Here is a 26,092-nt window from a genome sequence, read left to right on the forward strand (position 1 = left end):
TATCCGGGCACACCATCGGCATCTGTCAACCAACTGACTGATGAAATACCTTTGGCCGGGCGGCCTTCCAATCATCGAGGATGGAAGGCGCGCAGGATGGGAGAGATACGCAAGTTCCGGCTGTCGCGAGTGGGGCAGTGGGAAACCACAGACAGCACACCCTATGGGCCGCTGTCGCGGGTCCGCTGCCCGCAAGCCCAGCACTGCCTACGGCTGGCCCCATATGAGCATGGGCGGATTGGGCCGCACGTCCGCAATATCCCGGGCCGGTGCGGGTGGGTGGGGGCCGAGGTCATCGATGACCGCCACGACATCTCGTCGAAATACTTGATCACGCTCGGCGCCGTGACCGGTATCGACCGGATGCGGTGGCCGGGATGAGTGAGACGAACCGCGCTGATGACGTCACGATGGTCCTGGAGACTCCGACGGCGCGGTGCCGGTTCTACCGCCAGGTGTGCGGGCTGCCCGCCTGCATCGAGCCGTCGATGGGCCGAATCTCGCTGCCATCCGGCAGTGTCGGCGCGATCACTGTGCCCGCTCAACTCGGTGCGCAGGTGAAGAACCGGATGCGGAACAGCGGCGCACCGGCCGGGCCGATCATCTCGCACCCGCGTTCCAAGCGGTGGACCTTCCTTATCGCCCCGGACATCCCGAACGATATGTCGCTGTTCTCCGAACTGTTCCGGCTCAATGCCACCCTGGCGCCCTATGGCGCCCAGATCGCCCTTCCCTCTCCTGCGGATGACGTTGGGTGTCGCCGGTTTCGGGTGTGGGCGCAGGCGCCGCGTGACTCCTACCGGCCGTCGGGGCTGAAGGTTGTGGAAGCCATCCGGGTGTGTGTGCGGCTGCGGCCGGGGCCGGGGCGGTAGTCGATGGGTGCGCATCGCGTCACGGAACTCGATGGCGTTGTGGTGGTTTGGCGGGTGGAGGTGGGTGTGGTCCGCGTGCTGGGGGTGCGACGAGCCGACGGTGCGAGCACCACTTTCAGGGTTCCACCGACGCTGGCCGAGTGCATCGACCTGATACCGCGCGAACTGTGGGTGCAGGTCCGCTACCAGTACGAACAGTCCAGAAATGAATGGTGATACACCGCCGGAACGGGAGAACAATGACCATCGCCACTGCGATCCGTGCTGCCCTGCTCACCAGCACACTGGTGCTCGGCACAGCCACAATCGCGCACGCCGAACGCGTCGCCGAGGATGAGATTGTCTGCTTCGTCCACGCCATCGAACCGTGGAAGACCGACCACGGTTCGATGGCCCCGATCAACTACGGATTCAAGGTGCACTGCACCGGACGGCCCGCGCTGCGCAGCATCACCACAAAGCTCTGGCGTTACGATACTGCCCACGGAAAGTGGTATAAGCACGCCGAACGCAGCGACACCAGCACTGACCCCGATGTGGAAGCGCTGTACTCCGCGTCGTGCTCGTCAGCGGGAATCCTCTACGGATTTCACACCGAGGTCGCCGTGACTGCGATCAACGGCTACTGGGACGACGGCGGTGACAACAGCGCCACCATTTCGGCGATCTGCTGACTCGACAGGAAGGGGCGCAGCCAATGGACACTCTGGACCATCCAGCGGTCTCCGTAGCCATCGACGCCCTGACGGCCGCTGACCAGGGCCTCATCCCGGTCAGCGCCGTTGTCCGGGCCGAGATCGCCGCTGTCGTCATCGACGGCGCCCAGGGCCGGTACATCGTGTTCGTCCACCCCGACGGCGACCAGTGGACGACGCGCGGAACAATGTTCGGCGCACCCCGGCCTGCCGGGCCTCGGCCCGACCGCACCATGGCTTGGGAGCCGTTACAGCGACTCGGAACCCGGTTTCGGTCTCAGACCGCCGACCGGACCGGCGAAGGCTGGTTTGTCGTGATCGGCCGCGCCGCACAGGACGCGGTTTCCCTATCGGTGGCTTCCACGCTGGAGGAGCACAGTGCACCTATAGGAGCGGACGGTTTGGCGTTCGCGGTCATCCGCGCCACCGGCGGCGAACAGTTGCGCATCACCGTGACCACCCGCGACGGACAGCGGGTTACAGCCAGACCTCTCGCGGCTTGATCAGGAACCCCATCACGTCTTTCCGGGTTCCCGGGAATGCCATGTGAGCAGGACGTGACGGCAGGAGGAGATCTCCGCCGTCACGCCCGGCTCGTGGACCTGGGGCCGTGGCCGATTACGTGTGCGCGATGGTCGCCCAGCCCGCGACCTCTTCGGGCTTGCGGGGGCTGGGGCCGGTGTAGATGGCGGCCGGGCGGACCAGCTTGCCCAGTTGCTTCTGTTCCAGGATGTGCGCGCACCAGCCCGCGGTGCGGCCGCAGGTGAACATGGCGGGCATCATGTGCGCGGGCACCTCGGCGAAGTCCAGGATCACCGCGGCCCAGAACTCCACGTTGGTCTCGATGGCGCGGTCCGGGCGACGCTCGCGCAGTTCCGCCAACGCGGCCTGCTCCAGTGCGGCGGCGACTTCGTAGCGCGGAGCGGCCAGGCGCTTCGCGGTGGCGCGCAAGACGCGGGCGCGCGGGTCCTCGGCCCGGTAGACGCGGTGACCGAAGCCCATCAGCTTCTCTTTGCGGTCCAGGATTCCCTTGACCAGAGCGCGCGCGTCGCCGGTCTTCTCGACCTCTTCGATCATCGGCAGCACGCGCGCGGGCGCGCCGCCGTGCAACGGACCCGACATGGCCCCGATCGCGCCGGACAGCGAGGCTGCCACGTCGGCTCCGGTCGAGGCGATCACCCGGGCGGTGAAGGTGGAGGCGTTCATGCCGTGCTCGGCGGCGGAGACCCAGTAGGCGTCGATGGCCTCGGTGTGGCGGGGGTCCGGGTCACCCTTCCATCGGGTCATGAAGCGCTGGGTGACGGTGGTGCACTCATCGATCTTCTTCTGCGGGACCGCGGGCTGGTAGATGCCGCGCGCCGATTGCGCCACGTAGGACAGCGCCATGACCGAGGCGCGGGCGAGGTTCTCCCGCGCGGTCTCGTCGTCGATGTCCAGCAGCGGTTGGTAACCCCAGATCGGCGCGAGCATGGCCAGCCCGGCCTGCACGTCGACGCGCACGTCGCCGGTGTGCACGGGCAGCGGGAACGGTTCGGCGGGCGGGAGGCCGCGTCCGAACGATCCGTCGACCAGTAGCGCCCACACGTCACCGAAGGTCACCCGGCTCTCGACCAGATCCTCGATGTCGACTCCGCGGTAGCGCAGCGCGCCGCCGTCCTTGTCCGGTTCGGCGATGTCGGTGGTGAATGCCACCACGCCCTCCAGGCCGCTGACGAAATCACTGGGTACGGCGGCCTGCCGACCGGAAACCGCGGGGCTGGTAGTCATGTTGCGACTCTCCTTGGACTTGGGTCGCATGTTCTCGTCGATGGGAAGTTGTCGGATTTGACGAGTACATGCCGATCATCAAAACCTTAGCTCCCTACTACCGCGGAGTAACGTCTGGCCCATGCGTGACCTGGACAATTCACCGGATCTCGCCGCCATGCGGGTGGACTACGGCGGCCTGCCGCACGGCGGCAACGACGACATCGACTTGGACGAGACCTGGCTGGCCGGTGGCTGGGAGCCGCTGCTGCGGCATTGGATCGAGCAGGCCACCGCGGTCGGCATCGCCGAGCCCAACGCCATGGTGCTGGCCACGGTGTCGCTGGCCGACGGCACGCCGCGACCGGTCGCGCGGACCGTGCTGTGTAAAGGGCTCTCGCCGGACGGTGTGATCTTCTACACGAACTACGACTCCGCCAAAGGCGCGCAGCTGACCGCGGTCCCCTACGCGGCGGTCACCTTCGTCTGGCCCGCGCTGGGCAGGCAGGTGCACCTGCGCGGCGCGGTCGAGCGGGTACCCGCCGAGACGACGGCGGCCTACTGGCGTTCCCGGCCGCGGGATTCGCAACTGGGCGCCTGGGCGTCGCGTCAGTCCGAGCCGATCGGTTCGCGGGCGGAACTGGATCGCACACTGGCCGAGGCGACCGCGCGGTTCGCCGACGTCGACGAGATTCCGGTGCCGCCGCACTGGGGCGGTTTCCTGGTCCGCCCCGACGAGGTCGAGTTCTGGCAAGGGCGCCGCGGCAGGCTGCACAACCGGATCCGGGTGCGGATCGCGGACGACACGTCCACGGTCGAGCGCTTGCAGCCCTGAGGTATTCCCAGTTCGTGCGTGAGAATTCTCGCGTCGAACCGGGCGAGTCCACTGGATACGCTGCGGCCGGTGACACTGCTCGCCGACATCACTCCGCTGCGCGACCCGGACTTCAGACGCTTGTGGAGTTCGGGCATCGTCACCATGATCGGCGCGCAGCTGTCCGTCGTCGCGGTTCCGCAGCAGATCTTCCAGATCACCGGCAGCTCCGGCTACGTCGGCCTGGCCGGGCTGTTCGGGTTGGTGCCGCTGATCGTGTTCGGTGTGTGGGGCGGCGCGCTGGCCGACGTGCTGGATCGGCGCAAGCTCCTGCTGGTCACCAATTCCGGCACCGGGCTCACGGCGCTGGCTTTCTGGCTGCAAGCGGCCGCCGGGCTGGACAACGTGTGGATCGTGCTCGGTCTGTTCGCCGTGCAGCAGGCGTTCTTCGCGGTGAACCAGCCCACCCGCAACGCCGCCATCCCGCGTCTGCTGCCGGAAGGCCAACTGCCCGCCGCGAATTCGCTGAACATGACGGTCATGCAGTTCGGCGCGATCGCGGGACCGGTGCTGGCCGGTGCGCTCATCCCTGTCGTCGGGCTCGCCACGCTCTACTTGATCGATGCCGTCGCGCTACTGGCCACCCTGTGGGCGGTGTGGCGGCTGCCCGCGCTGCCGCCCACCGGAGCGGTGCGCCGCGCCGGATTCCGCACGGTGCTGGAAGGTTTCGGCTATCTCGCCACGCAGCGGGTGCTGCTGGCGTCGTTCGCGGTGGACGTGATCGCCATGGTGTTCGGCATGACGCGCGCGCTGTTCCCGCAGATCGCGCACGAGACCTTCGGCGACCCGGCCACCGGCGGCGTCGCGCTCGGCTTGCTGTTCGCCTCGATGTCGGCGGGCGCGGTACTCGGTGGCGTGTTCTCCGGCTGGATCCCGCGCATCCGCAGGCAGGGCCTCGCCGTGCTGGTCTGCATCGCGCTGTGGGGTCTGGCGATGGTCGGTTTCGGCCTCGCGGTCGGATTCACCGGACACGGCCTCGGGCGCGGCGCGGGATTGTGGATCGCGCTGGGCTGCTCGGCCTTCGGCGGCGCGGTCGACATGGTCTCGGCGGCGCTGCGGGTCACGATGCTCCAGACGGTGGCCACCGACGATCTGCGCGGGCGGCTGCAAGGGGTCTTCACGGTGGTCGTCGCTGGCGGCCCCCGGGTCGGTGATGTTGCCCACGGTTTCGCGGCGGCAAGCCTGGGTACTGCTGTGGCCGCCGCCGGAGGAGGCGCCCTCGTGGTGGTGGGCGTGCTCGTCGCGGCGGTCGCGTTCCCGGCCTTCACGCGCTACCGTGTCGGTCGCGCTCACGCCGAAATTGCCGTGTGACGTGCACCGCGAACACCCGGCGACCGCGTCCCACCAGGGGCGCTGGACCTCACCGCGCCGCGATGTGTTTGTGAGCCGCCGCAGGACTACCCTCCGGTATTGTCCGCGTCGGTGAACGGCTAGCGTTGAGGCAAGCGCATCGTGTGCCGACCGCGCCGGTGCCTGTGGTTCTAGCCTGAGAGGGATCCTTCCGTGCCCGCTGAGAACATCATCAACGTCGACGACGACGCCAAGCCGGTTCTTTCCTATCCCGGCGGCGAGTTCCCGATGACGGTCACCAGGGCCGCTGAGGGCAACGACGGGATCGAGCTGGGAAAGCTGCTGGCCAGCACCGGGTACGTGACGTACGACCCGGGCTTCATGAACACCGCCCCGACCAAGTCGGCGATCACCTACATCGACGGTGAGGCGGGCATCCTGCGCTACCGCGGTTACCCGATCGACCAGCTCGCGGCGGCCTCGACCTTCATCGAGGTCAGCTACCTGCTGATCTACGGTGAGCTGCCCACCCAGGCCCAACTCGAGGACTTCACCGACCGCATCCGCAGGCACACCCTGCTGCACGAGGACCTGAAGCGGTTCTTCGACGGCTTCCCGCGCAACGCCCATCCGATGCCGGTGCTGTCCTCGGCCGTGAACGCGCTGTCGGCCTACTACCAGGATTCGCTGGACCCGCGCGACCCCGAACAGGTCGAGCTGTCCACCATCCGACTATTGGCCAAGTTGCCCACCATCGCGGCCTACTCGTACAAGAAGTCGGTCGGCCAGCCCTTCCTCTACCCGGACAACTCGCTGAGCCTGGTGGAGAACTTCCTGCGGATGACCTTCGGCTTCCCGGCCGAGCCCTACGAGGTCGACCCCGAGGTCGCCGCGGCCCTGGACATGCTGCTCATCCTGCACGCCGACCACGAGCAGAACTGCTCCACCTCGACCGTGCGCCTGGTCGGCTCCTCCGACGCCAACCTGTTCACCTCGGTCTCCGGCGGCATCAACGCGCTGTGGGGCCCGCTGCACGGCGGCGCGAACCAGGCCGTGCTGGAGATGCTCGACGGCATCAAGGCAGGCGGCAGCGACGTCAAGGAATTCATCCGCAAGGTCAAGAACAAGGAAGACGGGGTGAAGCTCATGGGCTTCGGTCACCGCGTCTACCGCAACTACGATCCGCGCGCCTCGATCGCCAAGAAGCACGCCGACGCCATCCTGAGCAAGCTCGGCGGCCACGACGAGCTGTTCGACATCGCCCAGGCACTGGAAGAGGCCGCCCTCACCGACGACTACTTCATCGAGCGTCGCCTGTACCCGAACGTCGACTTCTACACCGGCGTCATCTACAAGGCGATGGGCTTCCCGACCCGCATGTTCACGGTGCTGTTCGCGATGGGCCGGCTCCCCGGCTGGATCGCGCACTGGCGCGAAATGCACAGCGAGCCCTTGAAGATCGGCCGTCCCCGGCAGATCTACACCGGCTACGGCGCCCGCGATTACCGCGAGATCAACAATCGTTGACGAAATCCATCCATCACCTACCGAAGGGGATAGCCGAATGACCAAACCGGAGATCGAGTTCCAAGCAGGGCCCGCGCCCACCGAGCTGGTGATCAAGGACATCATCGAAGGTTCGGGCAAGGAAGCCGTGCCCGGCGGCACCGTCGAGGTGCACTACGTGGGCGTCGAATTCGAATCCGGCGAAGAGTTCGATTCCTCCTGGAACCGCGGCGAGTCCATCACCTTCCCGCTGCGCGGCCTGATCCAGGGCTGGCAGGACGGCATCCCCGGCATGAAGGTCGGCGGCCGCCGTCAGCTGACCATCCCGCCGGAGCTGGCCTACGGTCCCGCGGGCGCCGGTCACAAGCTCTCGGGCAAGACGCTGGTCTTCGTGATCGACCTGCTGAACGCCAACTGATTTCGGCGGCGAGTGGCCCGTGTTCCGATCGGAACACGGGCCACTCGCCGTATATCGGCCCTCGGCGGACGATTTCGGCCGGATCGATACGGGATCGCGCGAGAGCCGTTCAGTTCGCCGACCGCTCGGGCAGGTCGAGGACCAGGCGAATTCCGCCCAGTTCGCCTGCGTCGAAATAGGCGCGGCCACCGTGTAGTTGGGCCTGCTGGGCGACCAAGGCGAGGCCGAGGCCGGAGCCGCCCTTGCTCGCCTGGCTGCCGCGGAAGAAGCGATCGAAGACGGCCTCGCGCTCCTCGGGCGGAATGCCGCGGCCGTTGTCGTCGATCGAGATCACGATGTGACCACCCGGCCGCCGGTGCGCGCAGACCAGAGCCTCGGTGGCCCCGCCGTGCTTGACCGAGTTGGCCAGCGCGTTGTCCACCGCCAGCCGCAGCCCGGCGGGCAGGCCGCGGGTGACGAGTTCGGCGTCGGAGTCGATGCGCACGGTGAGGCCCGGGAAATGCCGCATGGCGTCGTGCGCGGCCTGATCGCACAGGTCGCCGACGTCGGTGGCGACGTGGTCGCGCTCGTTGGTCAGGTCGCCGGTGGCGAGCCGTTCCAGCGCCGCTAGCGTGCTCTCCACCCGGCCCTGGCTGCGCTGCAGGTCATCGAGGATCTCCGCCCGTTGCGCCTCGTCGAGATCGAGGGTGCGCAGCACCTCGAGGTCGGTGCGCATCGCGGTCAGCGGCGTGCGCAGCTCGTGGGCGGACACGGCGGCGAAGTCGCGTGCGGTCTCCAGCGCGGCGGCGATCTGGGCTTGGGCCTGGTCCACCCGCTGCAACATGGTGTTCACCGCCTCGGCCAGTCTCTCCGACTCGTGCACACCGGCCCCCTCCACCGGCACCTGGGGATTGCGTGGATCGGGGAACGCGCTGCGTGCGCCGACCTGCCGGGTGAGGCGGACGATCGGTCGCACCGCCGCGCCCGCGAGCAGCCAGCCCAGCGCCGCCGCGGCGGCGATGGACAGCAGAGCCCCGCCGAGCACCCACCGTTGCTGCTCCGCGGTTGCCTCGGCGGCGCCCGCGGCGGGAATGCCCAGGGAGACCACCCGGCCCGCGGGTTGATTCTCGGTAGTGGTCAGAATCCGATACGGAGTGCCGCCCACCGTGACGGTGCGCGAACCGATCCCCAGCGCGGGGAGTTCGGTGGCCGTGCTCGCGACGACCTCGCCGTTGTCCCGGACCGTGACCGCCATGTCGTTGTTCAGTCCGGTCAGGTTGATGAACTGGACCGCGATCTGCGGCTCGATCAAGACGATCCGCGCCGCGACGGCGAGCTGCTGGTCGGACTGCTGCAAGTTGTTGCGCTCGATGGCACGGATACTGATCAGGCTGATCAACGTCACGATGACGATCGCGCCGGCGGCCGCCGCGCCCGCGACCCGGGTGCGCAGCGAAAACGACCGCCGCCGACGAATTGTCGGCGGCTGTGCGAATACGGTCATTTCGGCGCTCGGAGCACGAACCCCACGCCGCGGATCGTATGCAGCAACCTGGGCGTGTCGTCCACCTCCAGTTTGCGGCGCAGGTAGCCGACGAAGACGTCCACCACGTTGGTGTCGGCGGCGAAGTCGTAGCCCCACACCAGTTCCAGCAGGCGCTCCCGGCTCAGCACCACGCCGACGTTGCGGGCCAGGATGGACAGCAGTTCGAATTCCCGCTTGGTCAGGTCGATCTCGCGACCGTGCAGCAGCGCGCGGTAGCCCGCGACGTCCACTTCGAGCGGGCCCACGGTGATCGCGCCCGGGGTCGCGGGGGCCGTCGCGTCGGACCGCCTGCGCAGCAGCGCCCGGATGCGTGCCACGAGTTCCTTCAGCACGAACGGTTTGACCAGGTAGTCGTCGGCGCCGGACTCCAGTCCCCAGATGCGGTCGTCCACCGACGCGCGGGCACTGAGCACACAGATCGGCACGTCGTTGCCCATCGCGCGCAACGCGGTGACCACGCCCGCGCCGTCGAGCACGGGCATGTTCATGTCCAGCACGATGGCGTCGGGCGCGCTCTCGGTGACGCTACGCAGCGCCTGCGCGCCGTCCCTGGCCACCTGGACGTGAAAGCCGGACAACCGCAGCCCGCGCTCGACCGAGGCGAGCACGTCCTCGTCGTCGTCGACGACGAGGACGGTGGGGGTCGGTGTCTCGGTCACGTCATCCATTTTGCCTAGTAGTTGTGGCAGGACTCGGCCACGATACGGATGGTGTCGCGCAACTGCGCGGTCCGCGGGTCGTTCTCCGCCTGGCGTGCGGCCTCGGGGTTCTGCTCGATGGCCCGCTGCAAGTCGGCCCGGCGCTGCTCGACCGGCTGATCGAACCTGCGCTGCAATTCGGCCTTCTGGTTCGGGTTGGCGTCGAGCATCGCGGCCAGCTGCGGCGCCTTGTCGTGCAGTGCCGCGTCGACCTGGGCGAAGGAGCAGTTCGAGGTCAGCAGCGGCTCGGCGAGTTCCATCGGGCCCGCCGTGGCGATCGCGGGGCTCAGGAACAAGCTGAGCGTGGCGAATCCACCCGCTGCGAGAGCGGCTACGGCGGGACGGCCTGCGGAACGATTCATGATGTGTTGCCTCCAGATCATCGAGGGGTTTCGGGGCGGTCTCGAGGCTATTTCGAACAACTGGCAGCGATATGAACGTCCTCTGTGGAAACTCTGAGGACCGTGACCGGGCCGTGCGGAAATCAGGACGGCGCAACCGGATCCACGTCGGGTGCGACGACGTGGTCGGGGTTCTCGCTGTTGTCGTGCCCCGGTTCGCGCCCCTGCGGACGCGCCGCGCGGATCTGCTGCTCCAGCGCCGTGAGCACCCCCGGATCCTCGATGGTGGAAGGCACCTCGAACGTCTCACCGGAGGTGATCTGCCGGATGGTCTTGCGCAGGATCTTGCCGGACCTGGTCTTGGGCAGCGCCGTCACGATGATGGCGTCGTGGAGCGTGGCGATCGCGCCGACCTGGGCGCGCACGCGCTCGATCAGCTCGTCGCGCAGCCGGTCCGGATCGATGTCGACACCGGACTTGAGCACCACGTACGCCAGCGGGCGGTGCCCCTTGAGTTCGTCGGGCAACCCGATGACCGCGCATTCGGCCACCGCCTCGTGCCCCGCGATGGCCGCCTCGATGCTGCCCGCCGAGAGCCGGTGCCCGGCCATGTTGATCACGTCGTCGCTGCGGCCCAGGACGTACAGGTAGCCGTCCTCGTCGAAGTAGCCGGAGTCGCCGGTGAGGTAGTGGCCGGGATAGGCGGACAGGTAGGAGCGCTCGTAGCGGGCGTCGTCGCGCCAGAGCCCGGTGAGCGTGCCGGGCGGCAGCGGCAGGCCGATGACGATATTGCCCTCGGTGTTCGGGGCGACCGCGTTGCCCGAGGAGTCGAGCACGCGTAGTCGATAGCCCGGCACCGGCACCGAGGCCGAGCCCGGCTTGATCGGCAACTGCCGCAGGCCGAGCGGGTTCGCGCAGATCGGCCAGCCGGTCTCGGTCTGCCACCAGTGATCGACCACCGGGCAGTCCGAGCGGCCCGCGAGCAAGGTCTCCTCGGCCCAGGTGTAGGTGGCCGGGTCCAGGCGTTCGCCCGCGCAGAACAACGCGCGCAGCGAGGACAGGTCGTGGCGGTGGGCCAGCTCCGCGTCCGGGTCGGCCTTGCGGATGGCCCGCAGCGCGGTCGGCGCGGTGAACAGCACATCGACCTTGTGCCGGTCGATGACCCGCCAGTACGCGCTCGCGTCCGGCGTGCCGATCGGCTTGCCTTCGTACAGCAGCGTGGTGGCTCCCACCAGCAGCGGCGCGTAGACGATGTAGGAGTGACCGACCACCCAGCCCACGTCGGAAGCGGCCCACATCACGTTGCCCGCGTCGATGTCGTAGATGTTGCGCATGGACCAGGCGAGGGCGACCGCGTGGCCGCCGTTGTCCCGGACCACGCCCTTCGGCTTCCCGGTGGTGCCGGAGGTATAGAGGATGTAGAGCGGATCGGTCGCGGCGACCGACACCGGATCGGCCGGTGGCGCGTGCCGGACCGCGTCTTCCCAGTCCAGCCACTGCGCGGCCACGGTCGCGGCCGAACTCGGCAGGTATTCGGTCGCCGGCTGCGGGGCCGGGAAATGGATGGTGTCGAACTGGGGTCGCTGTTTGACGATCACCGTGCGCGGCGCGGTGGTCTCGGCGAGGTCCAGAGCCCGCAACACGATCGGCGGGTATTCGATCGTCTTGCCCGGTTCCAGGCCGCCGGAGGCTGTGATGATCAACACCGGCTCCGCGTCATCGATGCGGGCGGCCAGCTCCGGCGCGGCGAAGCCGCCGAACACCACCGAGTGGACCGCGCCGATGCGGGCGCAGGCCAGCATCGCGATCACCGCTTCGGGGATCATCGGCAGGTAGATCACCACGCGATCGCCCGCCGAGACGCCCAGCCGGACCATCGCCCCCGCGAACCGGGACACCTCCTCGAGCAGCTCGGCGTAGGTGTAGACCACAGTGGCGCCGGTCATAGCGGAGTCGTATATTAGTGCGGGCTGATCGGCGCGGCTGGGGGCATCGGGGGTGGTCGGGTGCACGTGCCGGTCGAGTGCGTTGAAGGAGGTGTTGAGGCGGGCGTCGGGAAACCACCTGGCCACCGGGCGGGCGCCGGTGTCGAGGATCTGAGTCGGTGCCACGTCCCAGTCGATCGCTTCGGCCGCGCCGGCCCAGAACTCGGCGGGATCCACCAAGCTGGTCTGATAGGCCGGTCGGTAATCCTGCCGCACGTTCAACCCCGTGACTCCCTAACCTCGCCTCGATGCCCGCCTCGATAGATCTGGTTGATTGTGGCAGACTTCACGCGACGCCCGGGTGGGTGCCGCGACCTCTGGTTTTGCCTGGAATCGGCAGGTCAATGATCGCGACATCACGCCCCGTCACCCAAGAAGTTATTGATCCGTTAGAATCTGATGTCACTTATTTGGGCCGTCGTAGACGCAATTTCTCGGCCAGCCGCAGCTCTCGGCCAGCTCCACCTGTCGAGCCAAGCACGCGATGTGGAGGTTCGGTTGATGGCGCGTGGTAGAGGCCAGTTTGGAAAGTGAGTGGGAGATGCGTGACGCCGCTAGGTCTGGCAGTAGCCGCTGGGCGCTCGGCAACTGGGACCTGCGCTGGAAGGTGACGGCGGTGCTCGCCGTGCCTCTGGCGGTCGCGGTCGGGCTCGGCGTGTCCAGGATCTCCTCGGAGTTCGCGGAATCGAACCGGCTCGCCGACATCGCCGAGAACATCTCCGCCATCCCGGTGGTCACCGGGCTCAGCGCGCAGACCGCGACCACCGCGAGTTCGCAGATGGTCACGCTCGCGCCGAACACGTCCATCGTGACCGATCAGAACCTGGCGGATCTGGACAAAGCGATCGCCAACGCGGAGAAGTCGGTCGAACGGTTGAGCAGCGTGCCGGGTGCGCGCGCCTCGTTGGAGAGCATGCTCAACCAGGCCAAAGCCGTCCGCGCCCAAGGTAAAGGCGCCACCGTTGGTCCGGCCTCGGATACCGTCGCGTTGATCGACCGCGTCCGCAATGACAGCGTGAATATCGTCGAAACCACGGTCGGCCAGGTCAGCGACAGCGGGGTCGACGCGGCCAAACTGCGGCTGGTCGACTCGCTCAACACCCGTGCCGCGCTGGTCAGTGTGGTCGCCTCCTTCCCGGAGGTGTTGCGCTCCCAGCAGGCAGGCGTGCAGAGCTTCCTCATCGCGTCCAGCACAGAGCGTGCGCTGCTCAACGTGGTCGCGCACCGCTTCCCCGACGGCGACACCTCGATCGCCGATCTGCGGGCGGGCATCGACACCAGGGTCGCGCTGCTGACCAGCCCGCAGGCTCAGGCCGGCCAGCTCCCGATCGGTGACCTGAAGAAGTCGCTGACCGACAGCCTCGCGGTCTACGAGCACGTCGTCGGCAAGTCGACCAAGGACATCGACGCCGCGATGCAATCGCTGGTGTCCACGGCCCAGCGCGACGCGTGGACCTACACCGCGGTCGTCATCGCGACCATCCTCGCCGCCCTCCTGCTCGCCGTCTTCGTCGCCCGCTCGATGATCGTCCCGCTGCACCGGCTGCGTCTGGCCGCGCTGCGCGTGGCCGAGAGCGATCTGCCGCACGAGGTCGCCCAGCTCCGCAACGGCGCCTCGCCGGAGGAAGTGCCGCTGGAGCCGATGCCGGTGCGCAGCACCGAGGAGATCGGCCAGCTGGCCCGCGCGGTCGACGACATCCACGGCCAGGCGCTGCGCCTGGCGAGCGACCAGGCGAAGATGCGTTCGCAGGTCAACGACATGTTCGAGACCTTGGCGCGGCGGTCCAAGTCGCTCGTCGACCATCAGCTCACCCTCATCGAGGCGATGGAGTACGACGAGAAGGACCCGCGCCTGCTGGAGAACCTGTTCCGGCTGGACCATCTCGCCGCACGTATGCGCCGTAACGGCGACAACCTGCTGATTCTCGCGGGCACCAGGCAGCGCCGCGCCAAGTCCGCCCCGGTCGAGATCGCCGACGTGCTGCGCGCCGCGATCTCCGAGGTCGAGGACTACGAGCGCGTGAAGCTCGGCGCCACGCCGCGCGGTTCGCTGAAGGAGCCCGCCGCCTCCGACCTCGCGCATCTGTTCGCCGAGTTGCTGGACAACGCGCTGCGCGCCTCGCCGCCGGAGACCGACGTCAAGTTCACTTTCGCGCAGGCGCACGACCAGGGCCTGCTCATCGAGGTGGCCGACCGCGGCATCGGTATGCCGCCCGCCGAGATGGCCGACATCAACCGCCGGTTGGAGCAGACCGCCGAACCGGGTCCGGACACGGCCCGCCACATGGGTCTGTTCGTCGTCGGCAGGCTCGCCGAGCGGCACGGTCTGACCGTGCGGTTGCGCCCGACCTTCGACACCGCGCGCGATCCCGGCGTGACGGTGACCGTGCACGTGCCGGTCGGACTGATCGTCGCGGGCAAGCCGAGCGCGGGGCAGCCCGTCACCCCGCAGCCTTCGCCGCAGGCCGCCGCACCGCAGCGTCCGTCGGCGCCGTCCTCCATGCAGATGCGGGCCGTCACGCGGACTCCTGGGGGCAATGTCATGGTCACCGTCGATCCCGGGGTGAGCGGCCCCATCCCGGCCGCGAGCTCCACGCCCACGGCCACACCCACCGCCTCGCCCAGCGGTCCGGTCCCCACCGGTCCCGGCGGGCTGCCGCAACGGCAGCCGGGTTCGGCGATGCCTTCGTCCGGCATGCGCTCGGACGCCCAGCAGCAGAGTGCGAGTCTGCGGCCCGCGCCGGGTCAGCAGGCGCCCAGCGGTCCGCAGCGCGGCAAGCTCGCCGCGGCCAACCTGCCCAAGCGCACGCTGAACCCCGGCGGTCCGCCGCCGCGCCAGCCCGGTGGCCCCGCGGAGCAGCCCGGTGCGGGCCTGCCGCCGCGCGAGCCGACGTCCGGCGAACTGCCGGTGCGTCAGCCGGGCGCCAACGGGGTGCCGCAGCCGAGCACCGGCCTGCCGCAGCGCCAGCCGGGCGCGAACGGCGCGCCGTCGCGGGACGCGTCGAGCGGTTTGCCTCAGCGTGAGTCGGCTTCCGGTGGTTTGCCGCAGCGTGATCCGGCGAGTGGTCTGCCGCAGCGGGACTCCGCGAGTGGTTTGCCGCAGCGTTCGTCGGCTTCCGGTGGTCTGCCGCAGCGTGATCCGGCGAGTAGCCTGCCGCAGCGCGACACCGGTCTGAGCGGTCTGCCGCAGCGTGAGTCGGCTTCCGGTGGTCTGCCGCAGCGTGATCCGGCGAGTGGTCTGCCGCAGCGGGAGACCGGTCTGAGCGGTCTGCCGCAGCGGGACTCCGCGAGTGGTCTGCCGCAGCGTGAGTCCGCCTCGGGTGGCCTGCCCCAGCGGGAGCCGGGCATGACGGGCCTGCCCCAGCGTGAGCCCGGTTCCACGGGACTACCTCCGCGTGAGCCCGGTCCCACCGGCCTACCCCAGCGGCAGCCGGGTTCGAACGGTGTGCCGCAGCGTGAGTCGGCAGCGGGTGATCTGCCGCGACGTGAGTCCGCCTCTGGTGGTCTGCCGCAGCGTGAGCCGGGTGTCACCGGCCTGCCGCCGCGTCAGCCGGCGCCGAACCTACCGCAGCGCGACGCGGCGCCCGGCGGTCTGCCGCAGCGTGAACCGAGTAACGGCCTGCCACAGCGGGATTCCGGTGCCCACCGTCTCCCGCAACGCGAGTCCGCCAACGGCTTGCCGCAGCGGGAGCCGGGCTCAGGAGCACTGCCCGCCGTCAACGGCCTCCCGCAACGAGACGCGTCCCCGAGCGGTCTGCCGCAGCGTGAGCCGGGCGCGGTGCACGGCCTGCCGCAGCGTCCGCCCGCGCCGTCGGGCCCGCCGCAGCGTGAGAGCGGACTGACCGGCCTGCCGCAGCGGCAGCCGGGCGCACAGGCGCCGCAGCGCCAGCCGGTGCCGCCGGGTATCGCGCTGCCGCAACGGGACCGCGGTGGCCAGCACGCCGCGAGCGAAGATCAGCCCGCCACCGCGTCGGGCCGTGATCCCGGCAAGCACAGCTTCCGGTCGAACCCGGCCAAGACGGCGTCGTTCTTCCAGACCAGGCTGCAACCCGCCGACGAGCCGGGGGCGTCTATGGGAGGAACGCCGATCTTCGCCGAGATGATGTCGGCGTGGCTGTCGGATCCCAACGCGGACCGGTCGCAGGTGGCCGCCTCCTTCGAATCGCCGGGTGACGAAGGGTGGCAAGCGGCTCGCCGCGCCAGCGAGGCGCAGACCGAGACGAAAACGGCGGCCGGCTTGCCGCAACGCAATCCGGGCGGAAGGCTTGTCCCCGGCGGCGTGACCGGTGCGGCGGACCGGGCGCCGCGCCGCGACCCAGAAACGATCAGGTCCAGCTTGAGTCGTCACCAGCAGGGCGTCCGGGATGGCCGCGCAATGAGAGCAATGAACCTAACCGGAGATAAAGGAGACCGATGAACCCCGATCTAGGTGGTACGAATCGTCAGCTGGATTGGCTGGTTTCGAACTTTGCCAACGAGGTTCCTGGCGTAGCCCATGCCGTCCTGGTCTCGGCTGACGGCCTACTCATGGCCGCGAGTGCCCAGCTGCCCGTCGACCGCGCCGAGCAGCTGTCGGCCGTCACGGCTGGTCTGGCCAGCCTGTCAGTCGGAGTGTCGAACCTGTTCGAGGGTGGCACCGTGCTGCAGTCCGTCGTCGAGATGGAGCACGGTTACCTGCTACTCATGGCTGTCGGCGACGGTTCCTATCTCGCGGTGCTGACCAACACTTCGTGTGACATCGGTCAGGTCGGTTACGAGATGGCTCTGTTGGTCGAGCGTGTTGGCCAGACTGTTCAGGCCACACCACGCGTCACGATGGGTTCCTGATGGTGGGATGGACATAGAAGATCACCGCGTGGGGAGCGCCGAGCCGAGCCTCGTCCGCCCATACTCGCTGACCGCAGGCCGTACCAGGCCCGCGGTCGAGTTGGCGTTGGAGGCCCTCGTCGCATCGCATCCGGTCGCCCTGGAGCGGCAGTTCGAACTGACCAACATCGAGACGTCAATCGTGGAGTTGTGCAGAGAATCGCCGTCCGTTGCCGAGGTGGCAGCCCGATTGGGTATCCCTATCGGGGTGGCACGTGTGCTCGTGGCCGATTTGATCGAGGCCGGGCACGTGCGCGTATCGGCGACTTTGAAAGACGATTCCAGCGACGATGAGCGTCGCGAGCTGATCGAAAGGGTTCTCAGTGGACTCCGGCGTATTTGATTCGACGGCGCAGGTCGACACTCGTACCAGCAAGCCAACATCGGCGAAGATCGTGGTCGCGGGTGGCTTCGGTGTCGGTAAGACCACGTTGGTCGGTGCTGTCTCGGAGATTGTTCCGCTGCGCACCGAGGCATTGGTGACCAATGCGAGCGCCGGGATCGACAACCTGACCGGTATTCCGATGAAGTCGACCACCACCGTGGCGATGGACTTCGGCCGGATCAGTCTCGCCGACGATTTGGTGTTGTACCTGTTCGGCACGCCTGGTCAGTATCGATTCTGGTTCATGTGGGACGACCTGATCCGCGGCGCCATCGGCGCCGTGGTGCTGGTCGACACCCGCAGGCTGGAGGACAGCTTCGCGGCCGTCGACTATTTCGAAGCGCGCGGCCTGCCTTTCCTGGTGGCGCTCAACGAATTCGACGATGCGCCGCGATACCCGATCGAGGACATCCGGCAGGCGCTCGCGGTGCCTGCCGATGTGCCGATCCTGTCCATCGATGCCCGTCGTCGTGAGCCGGCCAAGCAGGCCCTGGTCGCGCTCACCGAGTACGCGCTACGCAAGGTGATGCAGGGCTACTGAGTGTTCGCGTGGCTTGCCTGCGCGCCGGGTAGGGCCGGATAGGCTCGCCCGGTGCGTACTTCGGCGCGAGAGTTGCTCGAGCAATTGCTCGACACGAACTCGTTCGTCAGCTGGGACCGGCCGCCGGTGACGGTGGCCGCTTCCCCGCAGTACCGCGATGCCTTGCGGAAGGCGGCGGTCGCGGCGGGCGTCGACGAATCGGTGCTCACCGGGGAAGGGCTGTTGCGAGGTCGGCGCGTGGCCGTCATCGCCTGTGAGTTCGGATTTCTGGCGGGTTCGATCGGAGTAGCGGCGGCGGAACGGATCGTCTCGGCGGTCGAGCGCGCCACCGAACTCGGGCTGCCGCTGGTCGCTTCGCCGACCTCCGGCGGCACCAGGATGCAGGAGGGCACTGTCGCCTTCGTGCAGATGGTGAAGATCGCGGGTGCGGTCGCGGCGCACAAGTCGGCTGGTCATCCCTACCTCGTCTACCTGCGCAATCCTACGATGGGCGGTGTCTTCGCCTCCTGGGGTTCGCTGGGCCACATCACTTTCGCCGAACCCGGGGCGCTCATCGGGTTCCTCGGCCCCCGGGTCTATCAGGCCCTGTACGGCAAAGCGTTTCCGGAAGGCGTGCAGACCGCGGAGAACCTGTATCGCCGCGGGGTCATCGACGGCGTGCTGCCGATCCCGGTGTTCCGCCGTATCGCCCACCGTGCGTTGAGTGTGTTCAGCGGAGTCGCGTTGCCCGATTCCGCTGCGACCCGGAGCCACTCGGATCCCGAGATGCCTTCGCCACCTGGAACGCCCAGGCCCACAGCGCCGATCCCTGTCGGGGAAACGACTGAGGCTGGAAAAGAACGAATCCGGTCCGACGACCAGCGGAGCCCCGCTGCGGGTGACTCGGTGTGGCAGTCGGTTCTCATCTCCCGCCGACCCCACCGGCCCGGCCTCCGTGAGCTGTTACGCCATGTCACACAACGTGTTCCGCTCAGCGGCACCGGGCAGGGGGAGTCCGATCGCACGGCCGTGCTCGCGCTCGGTCGTTTCCGTGGGCAGCCATGCGTGGTGTTCGGGCACGACCGGCGTGGCCAGCAAGGTGAGAACACCATGGGTCCTGCGGCCCTGCGTGAGGCGCGGCGCAGTATGGCGCTTGCCCAGGAGTTGCGGTTGCCGCTGGTTCTGGTCATCGATACGGTGGGCGCCGCGCTCTCGAAGGAGGCCGAGGAACGCGGGCTGGCGCCCGAGATCGCCCGCTGCATCGCGGATCTGGTGACGCTGGACACCCCGACCGTCTCGGTGCTGCTCGGCCAGGGCACCGGCGGTGGCGCGCTGGCGCTGCTGCCCGCCGACCGGGTGCTCGCCGCCACGCACGCGTGGCTGGCCCCGCTGCCGCCGGAAGGCGCAAGCGCGATCGTCTTCCGTGACATCGACCATGCGCCGGAACTCGCTGCGGCGCAACGGATCAGCGCCGCCGATCTGCTTGCCGACGGCGTCGTCGACCGGATCGTGCCCGAGTTTCCCGACGCCGCGGACGAGCCGGTGGACTTCGCCCGCCGGATGGTGTCCGCGATCGCGCGCGAACTGGCGAGCTTGCGCGCCCAGCCGGAATCGGAACTGCTCGCGGCCCGCCGAGCGCGTTACCGGCGGCTCGGCCTGACAAGCTGACCAGCCGGCGCAACGCGACCCCTGCCGATCCGAAGCACCCGTCTTCCAGCAAATTGCGGGCCAACACACCCGAGGGCGTGATTGACGGCTCGCCGCCGCACTTCTACCGTCGGAATGTGACCTTCAGAAGCGAGACCAGCACCGTTCCCTCGATCGTGCTGAACGACGGGAACGTGATCCCGCAGCTCGGCTTCGGCGTGTTCCAAGTGCCTGCCGAGGACGCTTTCTCGGCCGTCACCACTGCGCTCGAGGTGGGCTACCGCAGCATCGATACCGCCGCGATCTACGAGAACGAAGAGGGCACCGGCCGCGCGATCCGGCAATTCGGCCTGCCCCGCGACGAGATCTACGTCACGACCAAGCTGTGGAACTCCGAGCAGGGCTACGACTCCACGCTGCGCGCGTTCGACGCCAGCATGCAGCGGCTCGGTTTGGATTACCTCGACCTCTACCTGATCCACTGGCCGGTGGCCGCGGCAGGCCGCTTCGTGGACACCTTCCGTGCCTTCCAGGCGCTGAAGTCGCAGGGCCGGGTGCGGTCGATCGGCGTCTCGAACTTCACGGTCGCGCACCTGCGACAGCTCATCGCCGAGACCGGGGAGATCCCGGTGGTTAACCAGATCGAGTTACACCCCAGGTTGGCCCAGCGCGAGCTGCGCGAGTTCCATGCCGCCAACGCGATCGCCACCGAGGCATGGGCCCCGCTCGGGCAGGGCACGCTGCTCGACGACAGCGTCATCGCCGCCGTGGCCGCCGAGGTCGGTCGCGCTCCGGCGCAGGTGATCATCCGTTGGCACCTGCAGCTGGGCAACGTCGTCATCCCGAAGTCGGTCACGCCGTCGCGTATCGCGGAGAACTTCGACGTGTTCGGTTTCGAGCTCACGCAGGAGCAGATGGACGCGATCACCGCGCTGGACACCGGTTCGCGCATCGGTGGGGACCCGGACACGTTCACGCTCGGTCTGATCGACTGACCATCGGCGTCGCGCGGTCAGCGCAGTCGGAGATGTTCGGTGAGTTCGAGGGCCGCCGCGCGTCCCGCGCGGTTGGCTCCGACGGTGCTGGCCGAGGGCCCGTAGCCGATCAGGTGGATGCGCGGGTCGGCGGCTACCCGAGTGGCCAGGCGGCCCGACATGGTGATTCCGCCGCCGGGCTCGCGCAGTCGAAGTGGCGCGAGGTGATCGAGAGCGCTGCGGAACCCGGTGGCCCAGAGGATCACGTCCGCCTGCTGAAACGTTCCGTCTGCCCAGCGCACCCCGCCGGGTTCGATGCGCTCGAACATCGGCAAGCGGATCAGTGCGCCGCGGGCCCGCGCCGCTCGTAACCGGTCGTCGAGCCGTAGCCCGGTGACCGAGACCACCGATCCCGGCGGCAACCCGCGCCGCACCCGGTCTTCGACCATCGCGACCGCGGCGCGACCGACCTCCTCGGTGAAGGCGCCTTCGCGGAAGCGCGGCGGTGTCCTCGTCACCCAGGTCGTCGTGGTGACCTGAGAGATCTCGTCGAGCAGCTGTACCGCCGAGATGCCGCCGCCGACCACGACGACGTGCAGCCCCGCGAATTCGTCGGCGGCCCGGTAGTCGCGGGTGTGCAGCTGGCGGCCTGCGAAGGTCTCCGCTCCGGGGTAGCGCGGGATGAACGGATGCTCCCAGGTGCCGGTGCAGTTGATCAGGCCGCGCACCCGGATCGGACCGTCCGCGTCGGTCTCCGCGTTGAGCACCGCACCACGGTCGGCGGGGTTGCCGTCCTCGGTGCGATCACAGACCACGGTGACCGACACCTGCCGATGAACTCGCAGGTCGAACCGCTTCTCGTACAGCTCGTAGTAGTGCGGCACAGCGGAGGCCGCCGGCGCGGACGAGGAACCCGGCGGCAATGTCTCGGCGAACGACATACCGGGCAGATCGTGCACTCCGTTGACCGTTTCCAGCGTCAGCGACGGCCAGCGGAACTGCCATGCGCCGCCGGGGCCGGGAGAACGGTCGACGAGCAGGAAATGCCGCTCCGGGCGCAGCCCGAGGCGCTGGAGGTGGTAACCCGCCGACAGCCCCGCCTGACCAGCGCCGATCACCAAGATGTCGAAGTGTGTCGGCACAGTCGGTGATCGTATCGCCCGGCGCGGCAAGGGCCGGTCGCTGTGGCAGAGTGAAGAGACCAGACGGACTGTTCAGTCGGGGAGGTCGCATGCTCGAGGTGAGCCGGGACGGTGACGTGGTCACCATCGAACTTCAGCGGGAAGAGCGCCGCAACGCGCTCAACTACGAACTCGTGACACTGCTGCGCGAGGCCGTGCTCGCCGCTGTCGCCGAGCAGGCGCGGGTCGTCGTTTTGACCGGGCACGGCCCGGTGTTCAGTGCGGGCGCCGACCTGTCCGGGGTGTACTCCGACGATTTCCTGTCCCGGTTGCTGGAAACGCTGCACACGATCGAATCCGCGCCGATCCCGGTGATTTCGGCGATCAACGGAGCCGCGATCGGGGCGGGCGTGCAGCTCGCGCTCGCCTCGGATCTGCGGGTGATCTCGCCGGAGGCCTACATCGCGGTGCCCGCCGCGAAATTGGGTATCACCGTGGACCGGTGGACTGTGCGCAGGCTCGTCGCCTTGATCGGCGGCGGTCCCGCCCGGACGATGTTGCTGGGCGCCGAGCAGATACCGGCCGACGATGCCTACGCCTTCGGGTTCGCCAACCGGATCGGCGGTCTCGCCGACGCGCAGGCCTGGGCCAAGCAGATCGCGGCGTTGGCCCCGTTGTCCCTGCGGCACATGAAGCTGGTGCTCAACGATGACGGAACGCGTGATCCGGAAACCGCCCAGCAGCGCGCGGCGCTGGAGGCCGCGTGGACGAGCGAGGATGCCAAGGAGGGTCGATTGGCCAGGCAGGAAAAACGTCCCGCGAAGGTCGTGGGGCGATGATGGACATCAGACGTTTGGCGGGCGCCGCAACAGGCGCGCTCGGCCTCACCTGGCTGGTCCGGGCGGTGTGGGACATCCCATCGGCGATGGGGGCTTCGATTTCGGCCATCCAGCCGTACGCGGTGGGTGCGGCGACCTATCGCGACCGCCAGTTCCACAACACCGAGCCGAGCACCCAGGTGGTCGCGGGTTCGGCGCCCTCGCTGCTGGTCTCGGCCTTGACCCGGCGCAACGCGGGCAGGCCCAGAGCCCCCATCCCGCTGCAAACCCCGAAGCAGCCCACTGCGGCGGCCGCTCTCGCCGTCACCTGGTACGGCCACGCCACCACGGTGCTCGAAGTCGACGGGTACCGGATTCTCACCGATCCGGTGTGGAGCGAGCGGGTTTCGCCATCCCCGCTGGTCGGGCCCGCGCGCATGCACCCGGCGCCGCAGCCGCTGGCCGACCTCCCTCCGATCGACGCGGTGATCATCTCCCACGACCACTACGACCATCTGGACAAGGAGACCGTCCGAGAGCTGGTGGCTCGCCAGAGCGCGCCGTTCCTCGTTCCGATCGGTATCGGCGCCCATCTGCGCCACTGGGGCGTCCCGGAAGAGCGGATCGTCGAATTGGATTGGGGCGGTTCGGTATCACTCGCCGACCTGAGCCTCGATCGCAACGGCGTGGATCTGGTGATCACCTGTACGGAGGCACGGCACTTCTCCGGACGCGGCCTGCTGCGCAACACCACCCTGTGGGCCTCGTGGTCGATCGTCGGTCCGACGCGGCGGGCCTACTTCGGCGGCGACACCGGATACACCAAGGCGTTCGCCGAGGCGGGCGCGGCGCTCGGCCCGTTCGATCTGACGCTGCTGCCGATCGGCGCCTACGACGAGCGCTGGCCGGACGTGCACATGAATCCCGAGGAGGCGGTCCGGGCACACGCCGATCTCTGCGGCGGGAATCCCGGCCACGGTCTGCTGGTGCCCATTCACTGGGCGACGTTCAATCTCGCCTTCCACGGCTGGTCGGAGCCGGTCGAGCGGATGGTGACCGCGGCGCGCGCGGCGGGCACGACGGTCGCGGTGCCGATGCCCGGGCAACGCGTAGATCCCTCGAGTGCCCCACCTGGCGATTCCTGGTGGGAGAATGTTGATTGAACGACTCCGGCTAATTGACGACAGGAAGGATTCACGGCGATGAGTTTCGCGGATACGGTCAAAGGCCTGGTCGGCAAGGGGAAGGATGTGGCGGCCAAGAACGCCGACAAGATCAACCAAGCGGTCGACAAGACCGGTGACTTCATCGATCAGAAGACGCACGGCAAGTACTCGGACAAGATCGCCAAAGGCAAAGAGGCCGCCAAGAAGGTGGTCCCGCCGGATCAGTCCGGACCGCACGCCTGAGACAGCGGCGGAGACCGGGCCGCGGTCTCCGCCGCTACACTTCCGATATGGCGGCCCGCCGGAAATTCGGTGGTATCGAGGTTGACCTGAGCAACCTCGACAAGGTGCTGTATCCGGCCACCGGAACCACCAAAGGCGAGGTCATCGCCTACTATTCGGCCATCGCGCCTGCCATGTTGCCGCATCTCGCCGGGCGGGCGGTCACCCGGAAGCGCTGGCCCAACGGGGTCGAGGAACCGTCCTTCTTCGAGAAGAATCTCCCGTCGCATGCTCCGTCCTGGATCGAGCGGCGCTCCCTGCGGCATTCCGATCGCAAGGTCGTGTACCCGCTGATCGATTCCGAAGCCGGGCTGGCCTGGCTCGCGCAGCAGGCCGCGCTGGAAATCCATGTGCCGCAGTGGCGTTTCGCCGGTGCCGACATGGGTCCGGCGAGCAGGCTGGTGTTCGACCTGGACCCGGGCAAGGGGGCCGGTCTCGCCGAATGCGCCGAGGTGGCGCTCGCGGTGCGGGAGATGGTCGAGGGCATCGGGTTGCACGCGTTCCCGGTCACCAGCGGCAGCAAGGGAATACACCTCTACGTGCCGTTGGATCGGGAGTTGAGTTCAGCCGGCGCGTCGACGGTGGCCAAACAGGTGGCCACGAATCTGCAACGGCTGCACCCGGAGTTGGTCACGGCGACGATGGCGAAGGCGGCTCGGGGCGGCAAGGTCTTCCTCGACTGGAGTCAGAACAACTCCGCCAAGACCACCATCGCGCCCTACTCGTTGCGAGGGCGGACAGAGCCGAACGTGGCCGCCCCGCGCACGTGGGAAGAGATCGAGAACCGGAAGAAGCTGAGACATCTGCGGTTCGATGAAGTGCTGGCCAGGTACCGTACGGACGGTGACTTGCTCGCCGAGCTGGATCCGCCGTTGGCGCGCGACGACTCGTCCACGGCGCAGGCAGGCCCGGACGCGCTGACGCGGTATCGATCGATGCGTGATCCGTCCCGCACGCCCGAGCCCGTCCCCGCCGAGTCACCTGAGCCGGGGACGAACAACCGCTACGTCGTTCAGGAACATCATGCGCGTCGCCTGCACTGGGATGTGCGGCTGGAGCGTGACGGGGTCCTGGCGTCCTGGGCGGTGCCGAAAGGCCCGCCGACCTCCACCGATCAGAACCGCCTCGCCGTGCACACCGAAGACCATCCGCTGGAGTATCTCGATTTCCACGGCGCCATCCCCAAGGGCGAGTACGGCGGTGGCGAGATGACGATCTGGGACTCCGGCACCTACGAAACCGAGAAGTGGCGTGACGACGAGGTCATCGTGCGGTTCCACGGTAAGCGGCTCACCGGCCGGTACGCGTTGATCCAGACCAACGGCAACCAGTGGCTGATGCATCTGATGCGGGAACAGAACGGAGCCGAACCGCGGGAGGAGCCGGACCAGCCGTCGGGCCGGATCATCCGGCCGTCCAACGGTCCCGGGCCGCTTCCACGTGGTTTGTCGCCGATGCTCGCGACTCCCGGCGACGTCGCGGAGCTCGGCGCGGGCGAGTGGAGCTTCGAGACGAAGTGGGACGGCTTCCGGCTGATCGCCGAGATCGATGGCGGCGCGATCACCTTGCGCAGCCGGGCGGGGAACGTCGTGACCGACCGCTACCCCGGCATCGTGGCGTTGTCGCGGGAACTGTCCGGCCACCGAGTGGTGCTGGACGGCGAGGCGGTCGTCTTCGACGACCATGGCGTCGCGAATGTCGCTCTGCTGCAAGCTGATGCGGCGCGGGCGGTGTTCGTCGCGTTCGACGTGCTGTATCTCGACGGCACCTCGCTGCTGCGCAAACGATATTCCGATCGCCGCAGGGTGCTCGAGGCGCTCGCCGCGAACGCGCCGTCGCTGGTGGTGCCGCCGCGACTGGACGGCCCTGGCGCGGAGGCTCTGCGCTTCAGCCGAGAGCACGGGCTCGAAGGGGTGATCGCCAAACGCAAGGATTCGGTGTATCTGCCGGGCAAGCGCGGGCATGCCTGGGTGAAACAGCGCAACTGGCGCACCCAGCGGGTGCTGATCGGCGGCTGGCGGCGCAGCACGGCACGGGACTTCAAATCCCTGTTGATCGGCATTCCGCACGACGGGCAGCTGTATTACGTCGGGCGGGTCGGCACCGGTTTCAGCGAGCCGGACATGCGGGAACTGGGCGCGCGGCTGCGCGAACTGGAACGCGGGACCTCGCCGTTCGACAACGACCTCACCGCCGAAGAACGCAAAGAGGCGGTGTGGGTGACGCCGAAAATAGGTGGCACCGTGCGGTTCATGAACTGGACCGAGGCGGGGCGAATGTGGCATCCGGCGTGGCTCGGCGCGGCGCCGGATGTGCGCGACGGTGGGTAGGGTTGTTACTCCCAGCGCGAAACGAGGAGTGCA

General features: G+C 68.4%; 25 protein-coding genes. 19 read left to right on the forward strand and 6 right to left on the reverse strand.

Annotation, left to right across the window (positions count from 1 at the left end):
- The first annotated feature begins 96 nt into the window (after positions 1–96).
- From K8O92_12105 to K8O92_12125, 5 genes are read left to right on the forward strand one after another with little or no spacing between them, the layout of a single operon-like run.
- Entirely contained in the window at positions 97–381 is a 285-nt protein-coding gene (locus K8O92_12105) for a hypothetical protein (GenBank protein UAK34514.1), read from the forward strand.
- A 29-nt stretch (positions 382–410) separates the two neighbouring features.
- Complete coding sequence (locus tag K8O92_12110; protein ID UAK35646.1) at positions 411–872, forward strand: DNA-directed RNA polymerase subunit beta; 462 nt, start codon at positions 411–413, stop codon at positions 870–872.
- A gap of 3 nt (positions 873–875) precedes the next feature.
- A complete protein-coding gene (locus K8O92_12115; protein UAK34515.1) occupies positions 876–1,088 on the forward strand; it encodes a hypothetical protein in 213 nt (70 codons plus the stop codon).
- Between the two features lie 23 nt (positions 1,089–1,111).
- Positions 1,112–1,546: a hypothetical protein gene (locus tag K8O92_12120; GenBank protein ID UAK34516.1), complete on the forward strand. Its 435-nt coding sequence runs from the start codon at positions 1,112–1,114 to the stop codon at positions 1,544–1,546.
- Positions 1,547–1,569: 23 nt separating this feature from the next.
- A complete protein-coding gene (locus tag K8O92_12125) occupies positions 1,570–2,070 on the forward strand; it encodes a hypothetical protein (GenBank protein ID UAK34517.1) in 501 nt (166 codons plus the stop codon).
- A gap of 115 nt (positions 2,071–2,185) precedes the next feature.
- Here the strand turns inward: K8O92_12125 and K8O92_12130 are convergent, their stop codons facing one another.
- The gene (locus K8O92_12130) at positions 2,186–3,334 is read right to left on the reverse strand and encodes a citrate synthase 2 (protein UAK34518.1); all 1,149 of its coding nucleotides are present in this window, start codon (positions 3,332–3,334) and stop codon (positions 2,186–2,188) included.
- 121 nt (positions 3,335–3,455) lie between these two features.
- Between K8O92_12130 and pdxH the strand changes: the two genes are divergently transcribed.
- The 4 genes from pdxH (at position 3,456) to K8O92_12150 (ending at position 7,401) form a co-directional block, all read left to right on the forward strand.
- On the forward strand, positions 3,456–4,148 hold the full coding sequence (pdxH, locus tag K8O92_12135; GenBank protein UAK34519.1) for a pyridoxamine 5'-phosphate oxidase: 693 nt from the start codon (positions 3,456–3,458) through the stop codon (positions 4,146–4,148).
- Between the two features lie 69 nt (positions 4,149–4,217).
- Entirely contained in the window at positions 4,218–5,498 is a 1,281-nt protein-coding gene (locus K8O92_12140; protein ID UAK34520.1) for an MFS transporter, read from the forward strand.
- 192 nt (positions 5,499–5,690) lie between these two features.
- Positions 5,691–7,004 carry a citrate synthase gene (locus tag K8O92_12145; protein ID UAK34521.1) on the forward strand — a complete coding sequence of 438 codons (1,314 nt, stop codon included), beginning with the start codon at positions 5,691–5,693 and terminating at the stop codon, positions 7,002–7,004.
- A 37-nt stretch (positions 7,005–7,041) separates the two neighbouring features.
- On the forward strand, positions 7,042–7,401 hold the full coding sequence (locus tag K8O92_12150; protein UAK34522.1) for an FKBP-type peptidyl-prolyl cis-trans isomerase: 360 nt from the start codon (positions 7,042–7,044) through the stop codon (positions 7,399–7,401).
- Between the two features lie 109 nt (positions 7,402–7,510).
- Here K8O92_12150 and K8O92_12155 read toward each other — a convergent pair whose 3' ends face one another.
- The 4 genes from K8O92_12155 to K8O92_12170 all read right to left on the reverse strand — a co-directional run bounded on the left by K8O92_12155 (position 7,511) and on the right by K8O92_12170 (position 12,172).
- The gene (locus K8O92_12155) at positions 7,511–8,884 is read right to left on the reverse strand and encodes a HAMP domain-containing histidine kinase (protein ID UAK34523.1); all 1,374 of its coding nucleotides are present in this window, start codon (positions 8,882–8,884) and stop codon (positions 7,511–7,513) included.
- Complete coding sequence (locus K8O92_12160; GenBank protein UAK34524.1) at positions 8,881–9,594, reverse strand: response regulator transcription factor; 714 nt, start codon at positions 9,592–9,594, stop codon at positions 8,881–8,883. The genes K8O92_12155 and K8O92_12160 overlap by 4 nt, the downstream gene beginning before the upstream one ends.
- Positions 9,595–9,599: 5 nt before the next feature.
- Positions 9,600–9,986, reverse strand: a complete 387-nt coding sequence (locus tag K8O92_12165) for a hemophore-related protein (protein ID UAK34525.1) — start codon at positions 9,984–9,986, stop codon at positions 9,600–9,602.
- Between the two features lie 122 nt (positions 9,987–10,108).
- A complete protein-coding gene (locus K8O92_12170) occupies positions 10,109–12,172 on the reverse strand; it encodes an AMP-binding protein (GenBank protein ID UAK34526.1) in 2,064 nt (687 codons plus the stop codon).
- Between the two features lie 319 nt (positions 12,173–12,491).
- On the opposite strand from K8O92_12170, the gene K8O92_12175 reads away from it, so the two are divergent.
- The 6 genes from K8O92_12175 to K8O92_12200 all read left to right on the forward strand — a co-directional run bounded on the left by K8O92_12175 (position 12,492) and on the right by K8O92_12200 (position 20,363).
- Positions 12,492–16,367 carry a HAMP domain-containing protein gene (locus K8O92_12175; protein UAK34527.1) on the forward strand — a complete coding sequence of 1,292 codons (3,876 nt, stop codon included), beginning with the start codon at positions 12,492–12,494 and terminating at the stop codon, positions 16,365–16,367.
- Positions 16,364–16,777, forward strand: a complete 414-nt coding sequence (locus tag K8O92_12180; GenBank protein UAK34528.1) for a roadblock/LC7 domain-containing protein — start codon at positions 16,364–16,366, stop codon at positions 16,775–16,777. The genes K8O92_12175 and K8O92_12180 overlap by 4 nt, the downstream gene beginning before the upstream one ends.
- Positions 16,778–16,784: 7 nt before the next feature.
- Entirely contained in the window at positions 16,785–17,159 is a 375-nt protein-coding gene (locus tag K8O92_12185) for a DUF742 domain-containing protein (GenBank protein UAK34529.1), read from the forward strand.
- Complete coding sequence (locus K8O92_12190; protein ID UAK34530.1) at positions 17,140–17,742, forward strand: ATP/GTP-binding protein; 603 nt, start codon at positions 17,140–17,142, stop codon at positions 17,740–17,742. The genes K8O92_12185 and K8O92_12190 overlap by 20 nt, the downstream gene beginning before the upstream one ends.
- A 51-nt stretch (positions 17,743–17,793) precedes the next feature.
- Positions 17,794–19,389: an acetyl-CoA carboxylase carboxyltransferase subunit alpha/beta gene (locus K8O92_12195; GenBank protein ID UAK34531.1), complete on the forward strand. Its 1,596-nt coding sequence runs from the start codon at positions 17,794–17,796 to the stop codon at positions 19,387–19,389.
- Positions 19,390–19,505: 116 nt separating this feature from the next.
- Entirely contained in the window at positions 19,506–20,363 is an 858-nt protein-coding gene (locus tag K8O92_12200) for an aldo/keto reductase (protein ID UAK34532.1), read from the forward strand.
- Between the two features lie 17 nt (positions 20,364–20,380).
- On the opposite strand, the gene K8O92_12205 is transcribed toward K8O92_12200, so the two are convergent.
- A complete protein-coding gene (locus tag K8O92_12205; GenBank protein ID UAK34533.1) occupies positions 20,381–21,484 on the reverse strand; it encodes an NAD(P)/FAD-dependent oxidoreductase in 1,104 nt (367 codons plus the stop codon).
- An 89-nt stretch (positions 21,485–21,573) separates the two neighbouring features.
- Here K8O92_12205 and K8O92_12210 point away from each other — a divergent pair, with 89 nt between their 5' ends.
- Genes K8O92_12210 through K8O92_12225 form a run of 4 tightly spaced genes read left to right on the forward strand, consistent with a single transcriptional unit; the run spans position 21,574 to position 26,059 of the window.
- Positions 21,574–22,302 (forward strand): enoyl-CoA hydratase, encoded by a 729-nt coding sequence (locus tag K8O92_12210; protein ID UAK34534.1) that lies wholly within the window; start codon positions 21,574–21,576, stop codon positions 22,300–22,302.
- Positions 22,302–23,444 carry an MBL fold metallo-hydrolase gene (locus K8O92_12215; GenBank protein ID UAK35647.1) on the forward strand — a complete coding sequence of 381 codons (1,143 nt, stop codon included), beginning with the start codon at positions 22,302–22,304 and terminating at the stop codon, positions 23,442–23,444. Before K8O92_12210 ends, K8O92_12215 begins: the two co-directional genes overlap by 1 nt.
- Before the next feature lie 39 nt (positions 23,445–23,483).
- Positions 23,484–23,690 (forward strand): antitoxin, encoded by a 207-nt coding sequence (locus K8O92_12220; GenBank protein ID UAK34535.1) that lies wholly within the window; start codon positions 23,484–23,486, stop codon positions 23,688–23,690.
- Between the two features lie 47 nt (positions 23,691–23,737).
- The gene (locus K8O92_12225; protein ID UAK34536.1) at positions 23,738–26,059 is read left to right on the forward strand and encodes an ATP-dependent DNA ligase; all 2,322 of its coding nucleotides are present in this window, start codon (positions 23,738–23,740) and stop codon (positions 26,057–26,059) included.
- The last annotated feature ends 33 nt before the right edge of the window (positions 26,060–26,092 follow it).

Source organism: Nocardia asteroides (assembly GCA_019930625.1).
Taxonomy (GTDB): domain Bacteria; phylum Actinomycetota; class Actinomycetes; order Mycobacteriales; family Mycobacteriaceae; genus Nocardia; species Nocardia sputi.